This is a genomic window from Arthrobacter sp. CAU 1506 (assembly GCF_005047635.1).
GTDB lineage: Bacteria > Actinomycetota > Actinomycetes > Actinomycetales > Micrococcaceae > Crystallibacter.
Window position 1 is genome coordinate 66,067 of sequence record NZ_SUKC01000012.1, and the last position, 12,492, is coordinate 78,558.

Here is a 12,492-nt window from a genome sequence, read left to right on the forward strand (position 1 = left end):
TACGCGTCAGAACGACGACGGCGCAGCGACCATGCGTTCTGCCCGGAAACCGGCGTTGCCGGCCGGTGCGGTGGTATGACTAGGGCATGTCGAAGGTGCATGCGGAACTGCCCGGCTGGCCGTCTCCCCGGTCGCTGAGCCTCCGGAGGGTGGTGGCCGGCCTCGTGCTGGCCGTTGTGCTTCCGGCTGGCTTGCAGTTCCTGCTGCTGCAGATGTGGCACGCCAATCTGACCACCGCGTCGCTGGTCCAGCTCACCGGAACTGTTGGCGTGGCGCTGGTGGGCGGCATCTGGCCCGCGCTTTTGGCCGCCCTGTGGAGCAGCCTGCTGCTGAACTTTTTCATGACTGAGCCCACCGGCCAGCTGATGATCCACGACACTGCCATGGCCGTGGCCTTGGTCTGTTTTGTCGCCGTCGCCGGGGCCGTGGCCTGGGTTGTGGACGAGTCCGCCCGCCGGGCCGCGCGGGCCCGCCGCGCCGGTGCCGAGGCTTCAGCATTGAATGAGCTCACCCGGGTGGCGATCGCCACCGAGGACCCGCTGCGAAGCCTGTTGGAACAGGCCCGCCAAGTGTTCCGTGCCGATGCGGCCGCCCTGTTCGTGCGGCCCACCGGCGGCGACACGGGCACCGGCGAAGATTCCTGCTGGCTCCTGCTCGCCGGAGCCGGACCACAGCTCGGCTCTCCGGACGCCGCCGATACCGTCGAGCGAGTGGATGACAACACCGTCATGGCCCTGCTCGGACCCCGCCTGACTGCCGATGAGGGCCAGTTGTTGAAGGCCTTCGCCGCCCAGGCCACAGCATTGCGTGCGCGCCAGCAGCTGATGGTCAGCCGGCTCGAAAACGAACGTTTGGCCCAGGACAACCTGATGCGTGGTTCGATCCTCCAGGCCGTCAGCCATGATTTGCGCACGCCGTTGGCCGGCATCAAGTTCTCGGTCAGCAGCCTGCTGCACGAGGGCGGTTCGTTCAGCACCGAAGAGCAGCGTGAGCTCCTGCAGACCACCGATGCCTACGCCGACCAGTTGGGGCTGCTGGTGGAGAACCTGTTGGACATGTCCCGCATCAGCAGCGGATCGGTGGGGCCAATGCCGGGGCCGGTCCAATGGGAAGACGTGCTGCCGGGGGCGCTGCGTGGAGTCCCGCCGGAGTCGGTGAGCTTCCACATTCCGGAGGATTGCGCACCGGTCGAGGCAGACGCCGGGTTGTTGGAGCGGGTGATTGCCAATTTGGTCGAAAACGCGGACCGACACGCCCACCCGTCGACCATCACGCTGCAGGCGGGAGAACTTCCTGCAGCAGGCGACCGGCCGCACGGCGAGTTGCGGATCATCGACGCCGGAACCGGTCCGCTGCCTGAGGATCTGGAAGAAATGTTCAAGCCCTTCCAGCGGATGACCGACTCGGGCGAAGATGCCGGCGTCGGGCTGGGCCTGGCGGTCGCGCGGGGGTTGACAGAAGCGATGGGCGGTACCTTGCACGCCGAACGCACCGCCGGCGGAGGGCTGACGATGGTGCTGCGCCTTCCGCTGGCCGGTTCCCGCGCAGCATCCAACGCGCGGGGCAGATGGCAGGAAGACCGGTGACAACCATCCTGGTGGTGGAAGACGAGCGCCGCTTGCTGCGGGCGCTGCAGCTCGCGCTGCGGGCCAATGGCTATGCGGTTGTCGCCGCACCCACAGGCAGCAGCGCGCTGGCGTCGCTGGCCGAGGGTCCGGTCGACGCCCTGGTGCTGGATCTGGGATTGCCGGACATGGACGGGGTCGAGATCATCCGCCGTGTCCGGTCCGGCGCGCAGACTCCGATCCTGGTGTTGTCCGCGCGCCACGCCTCCGCCCAGAAGGTCAGCGCTCTGGATGCCGGCGCCGACGACTATGTGACAAAACCGTTCGGACTGGACGAACTGCTCGCCCGCTTGCGGGCACTGCTGCGCCGCGGCCAGGCCGGTACCCAGGACGACGTGGTGGAGGCTGCTGGCTTCACACTCAATTTTGCTGCGGGGCGGGCGGAGAAGCAGGGAGCCGCCGTGAAACTCACACCGACGGAATGGAAGATCCTCGAGGTGCTGACCCGGCAGCCCGGCAGGCTGGTGCCGCATCGGCAGGTGCTGGAGCACGTGTGGGGGCCTGCCTACGTCAAGGAAACCCAGTACTTGCGGGTGTATATCGCTCAGTTGCGCCGGAAGCTGGAAGCCGACCCGGCCCGGCCGCAGCATCTCATCACCGAGCCGGGGCTCGGCTACCGATTCGATCCCTGAGCCGGACCGGCCGGCCTGCGGGCACCGTTCGCGGGCAGCGGCTAGCCAACATGCACCCAGGGCCGGTTGGTCACATCCGGTTCGGCTTCACGCAGGATTTCCCGGGTGACCGGAGCGATTTCCCCTTCGCCGAAGACCAGGAAACGCAGCAGGTTGCTGATCGGGTTGCCCTCCGTCCAGCGGAAGTAGACGTGCGGCATCAGCCCGGTGATGTCGCGGATGTGCAGCAACACAGAGGCGATGGTGTTGGGCACCACCGGACCGTGGACCTCAAGGATGTCGTACCCGTGGCGGCACACGCCGTGCACCTCCAGTTCGGTTTCGAAGTCCGAGGAGTCGTCGACGATGACTTCCAGGAACACCGGCACCTCGTCGGCCGGCAGGTTATTGACCGCGCGGGCCGCTGCCAGCTTCTTGCGGTAGGCCTCCGCGTCCAGCCGTTTTGGCTCATGCGCAATGAACAAGAGCGGCCCCGTGTCGGACCGGGCGATCAGCTCCACCGCACGTTCGTCGAAATGGACGTGGGTAGCATGCAACTCGAACGAGCGCCTGGTCCGCGAGATGAAGGAAATGACCACAATGCCCAGGATGAACAGTGACGCGATGCGGATACCCTCGGGCCGTTCCACGATGTTCGCTGCCGTGGTGTAGACGAAAGCCGCGGTGACCGCCCCGAAACCCCAGACGAGCCGTCGCTGGCCTCGAGACCGTGCCGAAAGCGTGACGGCCGCGGCTGCGGACGTGATCAGGACCAGCACCCCGGTGGCATAGGCCCCACCCTGCGCATCGACGTCGGCGTCAAAAACCACCGTGACGAGGAAAGCGATGGCGCAAAACACTAGAACCAGCGGGCGCGAGGCCTTCGTCCACCCGGGTGCCATGCCGTAGCGGGGCAGGTACCGGGGCACCACATTGAGCAGGCCGGCCATCGCCGACGCACCGGCGAACCAGAGGATGATAATGGTGCTGGCGTCATACAGCGACCCGAACACCGGTCCCATCAACTCATGCGCCAGATAGGCCAAGGCCCGCCCGTTGGCTGCTCCCCCGGGCTGGAATTCCTGCGCCGGGATCAGCAGGATGGAAACGAAGCTGCTGGAGATCAGGAACCCGCTCATGATGAGCGCCGCGGTGGTCAGCAGTCGCCTGGTCCCGTGGATCCTGCCCGCCAAGTGGTCCCCGTCGACCTGGCTGCTGGCCCGGATCTGGGGCATGACGGCCACCCCGGTCTCGAAACCGGACAGGCCCAGGGCGAGCTTGGGGAAGACCAACAGGACGACGGCGACGATCAACAGCGGGTTGCCGTACGACGCCGTCAGCACCTGCCACCAGTCGCGCACCACCAGCGGGTGCGTCAGCACGTCAGCCAGGCACACCGCCACCAGCACCGCGTTCAGTGCCAGATAGGCGCCGACCACGACGACGGCGACCCCGATCGCTTCACGGAATCCGCGCAGAAACACCGCGGTCAAGGCGCCGAGCAGAACCAGCGTGATCGCCACGTTCTGGCCTTCCAGCCAGTGCGGCAGCAACGGATTCTCGATCAGGTGGGCGGTGGCGTCCGCGGCCGACAAGGTCATGGTGATCATGAAGTCCGTCGCCACGAACCCCAGCAGCGCCAGCACGAGCAGTTTCCCCCGCCAGCGCGGCAACAGCCGTTCCAGCATGGCAATCGATCCGGAACCGTGTGGACTTTCCTCCGCCACACGGCGGTAAACGGGCAACGCGCCGCACAAGGTCACGAGGACCACCAGCATGGTGGCCAGCGGCGAGACGGCGCCGGCAGCCAATGCGGCAATAGCCGGCTGATAACCCAGCGTTGAAAAGTAGTCCACGCCGGTCAAACACATCACCTTCCACCACGGGTGACCGTGTTCAAGCGAATCCACCGTCCCGTGCGGGCCAAGCTTCACCCCGCTGGCGGTCGGCAGGTCGTGCAGCATCCAGGCCCGCAGCCGCACTGCCGGGCGAGCCCTGGGCGCTGACGGATCAAAAGGAGGCAAACTCAAGGTGGTCATTGGACGAAACCCTTTCAACACGGCCCTTTTGAGGACCGTTGTCACGGTAAACGTGTTCCGGCCGGCTGCACGCAGTCTTAACGCCTTCTTGATGCCGGCGGCCTTGGGTTTCCAGCGGCTCCCGGATGCGCTGATGGAGGACTAAAGTTCTGCCATGGGAACGCCGTGGGATCCCACGCTTCCAGGCGTGTTGCGGTTGCCTTCGGGACGGCTGGTGCGCGGACGGGCTCTGTACAAGCCGGTGCCGGCAGGCCCGGCACCCGAGTTTGCGCTCTACCTGAAGCACGGGCGGCCGCTGCCCACCGAATGGGAACAGCGGTGGGTGCGTTGGCGTGACCTTCGGCTGCCCGATGACTTCCACGACGCCGCAGCCGCCTTCCGCGAGGCCTGGCTGCGGGCACAGCATGAGCGGGTGGAGGTGGCCTGTCTCGCTGGACGCGGCCGGACCGGCACGGCTTTGGCGTGCATTGCCATCCTGGACGGCGTGCCGCGGGCCGAAGCCGTCGAGTACGTCAGGGAACGCTACCGTCCCGGCGCCGTCGAGACCCCGTGGCAGCGGCGGTTCGTGCGGAGCTTCCCTCAGCCCAGTACGCTGCGGTAGACCTCCAGGGTCTTGCCGGCGATGGAGTCCCAGGAGAAGTGCTCCTCGGCGCGCCGGCGGCCTGCCTCGCCCTGCCGGCGGGCTGCTGCCGGGTCGGCCAGTGTGCGGTTCAACGCAGCGGCGAAATCGCGCACGAACTGTTCCTCATCCAGCGGGGTTCCCGTTCCATCGGAGACCTGTGCCAGCGGAACCAATGCCCCGGTGACACCGTCGTCGACCACCTCCGGGATGCCGCCGGTGGCGCTGGCCACCACCGGTGCGCCGCAGGCCATCGCCTCAAGGTTGACGATGCCCAGCGGCTCGTAAATGGACGGGCAGGCGAAGACGGTGGCATGGCTGAGCACCTGGATCAGTTCGGCGCGCGGGAGCATCCGCTCGATCACCACAACGCCGTTCCGGGTTTCGCGCAGTCCCGCGATCAGGGCGTTGACCTCGGCGGCCAGTTCGGGGGTGTCGGCGGCGCCGGCGCAGAGCACCAACTGCACTTCCGGCGGCAGCAGTGCGGCAGCACGCAGCAGGTACGGCACGCCCTTCTGCCGGGTAATCCTGCCCACGAAGGCCACGCTGGGCCGGTCCGGGTCGATGCCCAAGGCGCGCACGGCGTCGTCGTTATGGTCCGGTTTCCACTGCTGTACGTCCACGCCGTTGTGGACCACCTGGACGCGGTCCGGGTCCACGTCCGGGTAGCAGCGGAGGATGTCCTGACGCATCCCGGCCGACACCGCAATGACGGCGGCCGCCGCCTCATAGGCGGTGCGCTCTGCCCAAGAGGAGAGCCGGTAGCCACCGCCCAGCTGCTCTGCTTTCCAGGGCCGCAACGGCTCCAGCGAATGGGCGCTCAGCACATGCGGGACATGGTGCAGCAGCGAGCCCAAATGCCCGGCCATGTTGGCGTACCAGGTGTGTGAATGGATTAGGTCAGCGCCGGCAAAGCCGTCCAGCATCTGCAGGTCGACGCCGAGGGTCTGCACCGCCGGGTTCGCCTCCTTCAGCCCGGCCGGAACCGGATAACTGCGCACCGTGGCGCCGTGGAAGTCGGTCGGCCGCTCAGCCCCGAACGCATGCACGTGCAGGTCCAGCCTTCCGGCCAACACGCGGCTGAGTTCGGCCACATGCACACCGGCCCCGCCGTAGATCTCCGGCGGGAATTCTTTTGTCACAATATCTACGCGCACGAAACCTAACGTAGTGCACGCCGGAGGCTTCCTCTACTGTGAGGTGGAGGGGGATGTCACGTTTCGGCCCTAAAGGGCCGCAACGACTGTGAAGGGGGAAAATCGTGGCACAGAAGAAGGTCCTGGCCGTTGTACTCGCCGGCGGCGAAGGAAAGCGGCTGATGCCGCTCACGGCAGACCGGGCCAAGCCGGCGGTGCCGTTTGCCGGCAGCTACCGGCTGATCGACTTTGCGCTGTCCAACCTGGTGAATTCCGGCTACCGCCAGATCGTGGTGCTGACGCAGTACAAATCGCACAGCCTCGACCGGCACATCTCCGAAACCTGGCGGATGGCAGCCCAGCTGGGCAACTACGTGGCCTCGGTCCCGGCGCAGCAACGGCGCGGCAAGAGCTGGTTCCTGGGCAGCGCCAATGCGATCTACCAGTCGCTGAACCTGATCCACGATGCCAAGCCGGACATCGTCGTCGTGGTCGGCGCGGACCACGTCTACCGGATGGACTTCTCCCAGATGGTGGAGGAACACATCGCTTCCGGTGCCGCCGCCAGCGTGGCCGCGGTACGCCAGCCGCTGGCGCTGGCCAACCAGTTTGGCGTCATCGAATCGGAACCGGATGCGCCCACCAAGATCCGGGCGTTCGTCGAGAAGCCGGCCACCACTGCCGGGCTGGCCGATGATCCGCATAGTTTCCTGGCCTCGATGGGGAACTACGTTTTCAACACCGACGCCCTGCTGCGGGCGTTGGAAGCCGATGCCGAGCGGCTGGACACCGACCACGACATGGGCGGCGACATCATCCCCTACTTCGTTGAGCGCGGCGAGGCGGCGGTCTATGACTTCACGGCCAACGATATCCCCGGCTCCACCGGGGCGGACCGGCAGTATTGGCGCGACGTCGGGACGCTCGATTCCTACTACGAGGCGCACATGGACCTGATCAGTCCCCTGCCGGCCTTCAATCTGTACAACCTGCAGTGGCCGATCTACACCCGCCAGTCCGTCTCTCCCCCGGCCAAGCTGGTCCGCGGGGTCAGCGGCGCCGCCGGTACGGCCCACGACTCCATCCTCTCCCAGGGCGTGGTGGTTTCCGGGGCCGAAGTTACTGAGTCGGTGCTGGCGACCGACGTCTTTGTGGCCGAGGGAGCCCAGGTCCACGGCAGCGTGCTGATGGACAACGTGACCGTGGGCGAAGGTGCCGTGGTCCGCAAAGCGATTGTGGACAAGAACGTGCAGATCCCGGCCGGCGCCACTATCGGGGTGGACCCGGAATTGGACCGCGCCCGCGGCTTCACTGTGACCGATTCCGGCCTGACGGTGTTGAGTAAAGACGAACGCGTCCTGCTCACCGCTCGGACACAGACCGAATCCGCCAACAAAGCCGCAGGCTTGTAGCCACCAGAACAAAACCCCAGCATTGTGAAACTCCCCCAGCAGCCGGCAAACACGCGCGCCCGCACCGCAACCCCAACGCCTTCGGCTCACTTCTGGTCCCGCAGCGGACGCTGGCTGCGCCGGGCGTGGCCAGGACTTGCCCTGGCGGCAGCGGCCGTGGTCCTTTCATTTGGACTGCACTGGCTGCTGCCCGTGGTGCCGGTGATGAGCTTCGCCGTCGTGCTGGGGATTCTGGCCGCCAACGTACCCCCCACAGCGGCCGTGATCGGCGGCCCGGCCCGACCAGGGCTGGACTTCTGCGCCCGCACGCTGATGCGCGCCGGGATCGTGCTGCTCGGCGCCCGGCTGGCACTGTCCGATCTGGTGGAGCTGGGCTGGTTCGCGCTGGTGCTGGTGGTGCTGGTGCTGCTGCTCGCGTTCGCCGGAACCTACCTGCTGGCGCGCTGGCACCGCCTGCCCGGCGACCAGCCGGTGCTGTTGGCTGCCGGCTTCGCTATTTGCGGGGCTTCGGCCATTGGCGCCATCGCCGCTGCCCGCGGCAGCCGCGCGCAGGACAGCCTGATGCCCGTCGCCCTGGTCACCCTGTGCGGGACGCTGGCCATCGGGGTGCTGCCGGCCGTCATGGCCGTCACAGGCATGCCCGCGGAAGTGTTCGGCTTTTGGGCCGGTGCGTCAGTGCACGATGTGGGGCAGGTGGTGGCCACCGCGCAAAGCGCAGGCGCAGCGGCGCTGACCATCGCCGTCGTCGTTAAACTCGCGCGCGTGGTGATGCTTGCGCCACTGGCGGCCGGCGTCGCGGTCCACCGGCGCCGCACGGCCAAGGCACGCCCTGACGAGGGCGTGGGTTCCGAGGGCGCCGATGCGCCGCGGAAGCAACCTCCCGTGGTGCCGCTGTTCGTCCTGGGTTTCCTCGCCTTGGTGCTGCTGCGCAGCACGGGATGGCTGCCGCAGCCCGTGCTGGATGGCACCGCCCTGGTGCAAGAAATCCTGCTGGCCGCTGCCCTGTTCGGGCTGGGGTCTGCCGTCCGTGTCCGGGAACTGCTCCGCTCATCGCTGCCGGCCATCTCCACCGCACTGCTGTCCTGGCTGCTGATCGCCGGGCTGGGCCTCGGCGCGGCCTGGCTGGCCATGGCCGCCGGCTGACGCACAGCGGTACGACCGGCAGACCGCCGCGCGGCGACGGCCAGATAACGCACGGCGGCCGGCTGACACCCGCCGTGGCCAGCCGGGCTGACGGGCCGCCGCATGGTTAAATGGGCCGGATGACGAACCAGAACCTCAGCCGCGCCGAAGCCGCCGCCCGGTCAGCCGCCCTGCAGGTGGACAGCTATGAGGTCTCGCTGGACCTGCGCAACGCCGAGGACCAGGGCGAGCCCGGCTTCCTCTCCAAGACCGTCATCACCTTCAGCTGCAGCGATCCGGGCTCAACGGTGTTCGTAGACTTCATCCACGGCGGCGTCCACTCCGTGCTGCTCAACGGGCGCCCGCTGGAGCCCGCCGAGGTGGTGGACGGTTCGCGCATCCTGTTGCCCGGGCTGGAGGCGCAGAACCAGGCCATCATCACCGGCACTGCCCTGTACAGCACCAGTGGCGAAGGCATGCACCGGTTTGTCGACCCTGCCGACGGGAAAACCTACCTCTACACCCAGTACGAACCGGCCGACGCCCGCCGGGTGTTCGCCAACTTCGAACAACCCGATCTGAAGGCCTCCTTCACCTTCCACGTTGCCGCGCCGGACAGCTGGACCGTCGCCTCAAACGCCGCCGTCGCCTCCACCGAGCCCCTGGCTTCCACACCCGGCCATTCAGTCCGCCGCTTCGAGCCGACGCAGCGTATCTCCACCTACATCACCACCGTCCTGGCCGGGCCCTACCATGCCGCCACGGACCGGTGGCACCGGCCGCTGCCCGACGGCGGCGAACTGCGGGTGCCGCTCGGTGCCTACTGCCGTGCCTCGCTGGCCGATTCCTTCGACCCGGACCAGATCTTCGCGGTCACCAAGGCCGGCCTCGACTTCTTCCACGACCTCTTCGACTACCCGTACCCGTTCGGCAAGTACGAGCAGGCCTTCGTCCCCGAGTACAACCTCGGCGCGATGGAAAACCCGGGCCTGGTCACCTTCACCGAGGCCTATGTATTCTCCTCCCGCGCCACCGACGCGCAGTACCAGGCCCGGGCCAACACCATCCTGCACGAGATGGCGCACATGTGGTTCGGTGACCTGGTCACCATGAAGTGGTGGGACGACCTCTGGCTGAAGGAGTCCTTCGCCGACTACATGGGTGCCCTCGCCTCGGCCGAAGCCACCCAGTGGAGCAACGCCTGGATCACCTTCGCCAACCGGCGCAAGGGCTGGGCATATGTGCAGGACCAATTGCCCACCACCCACCCCATCGTGGCCGACATCCGCGACCTGGAAGCGGCCAAACAGAACTTCGACGGCATCACCTATGCCAAGGGCGCCTCGGTGCTCAAGCAGCTGGTGGCCTACGCCGGCTTCGACTCGTTCATCGGTGCCTCGCGCCGCTATTTCCGCGAACACGCCTACGGCAACACCTCGCTGGCCGATTTCCTCGCCGCCCTGAGCGCGGCCTCCGGCCGGGACATGGAACAGTGGGCGCACCAGTGGCTGCAGACCGCCGGCATCTCCACCCTTGCCCTGGACCTTGAGCACGACGGCGGAGCGATCGCCACTGCGGCCGTCGTCCAGCATGCGGTGGACCCGGTCACGCACGAAAAGGCACACCGCCCACACCGCTTGCGTCTGGGGTTCTACAACCCGGATGCCTCCGGCCGGCTGCTCCGCACGGACCAACTGGAGGTGGACGCGGCCGGTCCGCGCACTGAGCTTCCCGAACTAACCGGCAGGGACCTGCCTGCACTGCTGCTGCTCAACGACGACGACCTGACCTACGCCAAGGTGGTCTTCGACCAGCGCTCACTGCACACCGTGCTGTCATCGCTGGACCGGATCGACGATCCGCTGGCCCGCGCCCTATGCTGGTCCAGCCTCTGGAACATGGCGCGCGACGGGCTGATCCCGGCCGCGGAGTACGTGGCAGCCGTGCAACGGTTTGCCCCCGCCGAGACGGAGAACAGCGTGCTGCAGGTGGTCTTGGACTGTGCCAAGACGGCCGTGGACCGCTACGCACCGGCAGCCCACCGGCCGGCGCTTCGGCATGCATTTGTCGCTGCTGCCCGGCGGCAGGTCGAAGCCGCCGAGGCGGGTAGCGACCAGCAACTGACCTGGGCGAGGTCGCTGGCCGCGGTGGCGCGTGCTGAGGACAGCCAGGCCCCGTTCCTGCGCGACCTGGTGGAGGGCCGCGTGGTGGTGGACGGGCTGACCGTTGACACCGATCTGCGCTGGCGGTTCTGGCAGGCGCTGGCCGCCACCGGCCATGCTGACGTGGCTGAACTCGACGCGGCGCTGGAGGGCGACCGCACTGTCACTGCCCGGGCCGGCCATCTGGCGGCCTTGACCGCCCGGCCGGATCCGGCGGTCAAGGCGGAAGCGTGGCGCACGGCAGTGCACACCGACTCGCTATCCAACCAGCTCCTGGACGCCACGATCGACGGGTTCTGCCAGGGGCCACCTGCCCTGCTCGACGGGTACGTGGACCCTTACTTCGCGGAACTCAACCGGATCTGGTCGTCCAAGAGCATCGAGATCGCGGCCCGACTGGTCCGCGGGCTCTACCCGGGCGCGCAGGATCTGGCCGCGGGACAGACGCCTGCCGGGCACCCCGTCGTCGTCCGCACCGATGCCTGGCTGGAGGCCAACAGCGATTCTCCCGCGGCGCTGCGCCGCATCGTCATCGAGCAGCGGGACCATCTGCTCCGGGCACTGCGCGCCCAGCAGGCGGGCACCGCTTCGGCGAGCGGCGGCTAAACCGGCCCCCGAAGTGATGGCGGCAGCCTTACGGCACGCGGTGCAGCCACTCGTCGGTGCTGAACTTGGTGTCCACGAGTTCACGCGCCATGGCCAGCTCGTCGTCGGAGAATCCGCTGTCCGCAGCGGCATAGCGGTCCTTGAACGTCCGGATCATGACGTCAATGATCTCTTCCCGGCTCAGGCCGGTCTGCCGCCGCAGCGGATCAACGCGCTTCTTGGCGCTGGTAATGCCCTTGTCGGAGATTTTCTCCTTGCCGATCCGCAGCACGTCGGTCATCTTGTCCGCGTCGATGTCGTAGGACATGGTCACATGGTGGAGCATCCCGCCGTTGGCCAACCGCTTCTGTGCGGCGCCGCCGATCTTGCCTTCCGGCGTCGCAATGTCGTTGAGCGGCTGGTAAAACGCCTGGATGCCAACCTTCTCCAGGGACGCCATGACCCACGCATCAAGATACGCGTAAGAAGCTTCAAAGCTCTGCCCGTCGACCAGTGTCTGCGGCAGGTAGAGCGAGTAGGTGATGGCATTGCCCCGCTCCATGAACATGGCCCCGCCGCCGCTGATCCGGCGCACCACGGTGATGCCGTGCCGTTCGGCCCCATCCGGGTCCACCTCGTTGCGGACTGACTGGAAGCTGCCGATCACCACCGAGGGGGTCTCCCACTCCCAGAACCGCAGGGTGGGCGGCCGCTTCCCGGCGCCTACCTGACGGGTCAGCACCTCATCCATCGCCACATGCATGTGCGTGGGCAGCGGCGTAGGGCCAATGACCTGCCACTGGTGGTCCAGCCAGCCGGTGGCCTTGTTCAGGGCCCGGCGCACGGCCACGGCAACGGCGTCGGCGGAAAAGCCGAACAGCTGGGCGTCGGACCGCAGCGCAGCGGTGATGGCCGCGGCATAGGTGGCGTGGCTGCTTTCGGTGCTCATGCCGTCCAGCGCCGTATTGATGTCCGCCAGCGCTTCGTCCGGTTCCAGAAAGAAATCCCCGCTGACCGACGGGCGGACGATCTTCTGGTCCACGACGTCAAAATCGACAACCACCAGCTTGCCGCCCTGGACCTTGTACTCTCCGTGGCGATGGTCGGACATACACGTTCTCCTTGCTCAAGGCGGCCAGGTTGCCGCCGACGGTTCGGCCGGCGGTGGCTAGAGGCCACCA

The 12,492-nt window shown here is 67.4% G+C and carries 9 protein-coding genes; 6 read left to right on the forward strand and 3 right to left on the reverse strand.

Annotated elements, in window-relative coordinates:
• Window positions 1-86 precede the first annotated feature (86 nt).
• Together E4J89_RS14020 and E4J89_RS14025 are read left to right on the forward strand one after the other, a co-directional pair.
• Window positions 87-1,586: an ATP-binding protein gene (locus E4J89_RS14020; RefSeq protein WP_136786769.1), complete on the forward strand. Its 1,500-nt coding sequence runs from the start codon at window positions 87-89 to the stop codon at window positions 1,584-1,586.
• Complete coding sequence (locus E4J89_RS14025; RefSeq protein WP_136786770.1) at window positions 1,583-2,257, forward strand: response regulator; 675 nt, start codon at window positions 1,583-1,585, stop codon at window positions 2,255-2,257. Before E4J89_RS14020 ends, E4J89_RS14025 begins: the two co-directional genes overlap by 4 nt.
• Window positions 2,258-2,298: 41 nt before the next feature.
• On the opposite strand, the gene E4J89_RS14030 is transcribed toward E4J89_RS14025, so the two are convergent.
• Window positions 2,299-4,275 (reverse strand): amino acid transporter, encoded by a 1,977-nt coding sequence (locus E4J89_RS14030; protein WP_136786771.1) that lies wholly within the window; start codon window positions 4,273-4,275, stop codon window positions 2,299-2,301.
• A 154-nt stretch (window positions 4,276-4,429) separates the two neighbouring features.
• Between E4J89_RS14030 and E4J89_RS14035 the strand changes: the two genes are divergently transcribed.
• A complete protein-coding gene (locus E4J89_RS14035; RefSeq protein ID WP_136786772.1) occupies window positions 4,430-4,876 on the forward strand; it encodes a protein-tyrosine phosphatase family protein in 447 nt (148 codons plus the stop codon).
• Here E4J89_RS14035 and glgA read toward each other — a convergent pair.
• Window positions 4,855-6,051, reverse strand: a complete 1,197-nt coding sequence (glgA, locus tag E4J89_RS14040; RefSeq protein ID WP_136786773.1) for a glycogen synthase — start codon at window positions 6,049-6,051, stop codon at window positions 4,855-4,857. The genes E4J89_RS14035 and glgA overlap by 22 nt on opposite strands.
• A 101-nt stretch (window positions 6,052-6,152) precedes the next feature.
• On the opposite strand from glgA, the gene glgC reads away from it, so the two are divergent.
• The 3 genes from glgC to pepN all read left to right on the forward strand — a co-directional run bounded on the left by glgC (window position 6,153) and on the right by pepN (window position 11,332).
• The gene (gene glgC, locus E4J89_RS14045; protein WP_136786774.1) at window positions 6,153-7,442 is read left to right on the forward strand and encodes a glucose-1-phosphate adenylyltransferase; all 1,290 of its coding nucleotides are present in this window, start codon (window positions 6,153-6,155) and stop codon (window positions 7,440-7,442) included.
• A gap of 141 nt (window positions 7,443-7,583) precedes the next feature.
• Entirely contained in the window at window positions 7,584-8,585 is a 1,002-nt protein-coding gene (locus E4J89_RS14050; RefSeq protein WP_346763389.1) for a putative sulfate exporter family transporter, read from the forward strand.
• 119 nt (window positions 8,586-8,704) lie between these two features.
• On the forward strand, window positions 8,705-11,332 hold the full coding sequence (pepN, locus tag E4J89_RS14055; RefSeq protein ID WP_136786775.1) for an aminopeptidase N: 2,628 nt from the start codon (window positions 8,705-8,707) through the stop codon (window positions 11,330-11,332).
• Window positions 11,333-11,360: 28 nt separating this feature from the next.
• Here the strand turns inward: pepN and E4J89_RS14060 are convergent, their stop codons facing one another.
• Complete coding sequence (locus E4J89_RS14060; RefSeq protein WP_136786776.1) at window positions 11,361-12,422, reverse strand: biotin/lipoate A/B protein ligase family protein; 1,062 nt, start codon at window positions 12,420-12,422, stop codon at window positions 11,361-11,363.
• Window positions 12,423-12,492 lie beyond the last annotated feature (70 nt).

Excerpts from the sequence above, each read along its gene's own strand:
- E4J89_RS14060 (WP_136786776.1), bottom strand. The coding sequence starts at position 12,422 with ATGTCCGACCATCGCCACGGAGAGTACAAGGTCCAGGGCGGCAAGCTG.
- E4J89_RS14020 (WP_136786769.1), top strand. The coding sequence starts at position 87 with ATGTCGAAGGTGCATGCGGAACTGCCCGGCTGGCCGTCTCCCCGGTCG.
- pepN (WP_136786775.1), top strand. The coding sequence starts at position 8,705 with ATGACGAACCAGAACCTCAGCCGCGCCGAAGCCGCCGCCCGGTCAGCC.
- E4J89_RS14035 (WP_136786772.1), top strand. The coding sequence starts at position 4,430 with ATGGGAACGCCGTGGGATCCCACGCTTCCAGGCGTGTTGCGGTTGCCT.
- E4J89_RS14030 (WP_136786771.1), bottom strand. The coding sequence starts at position 4,275 with ATGACCACCTTGAGTTTGCCTCCTTTTGATCCGTCAGCGCCCAGGGCT.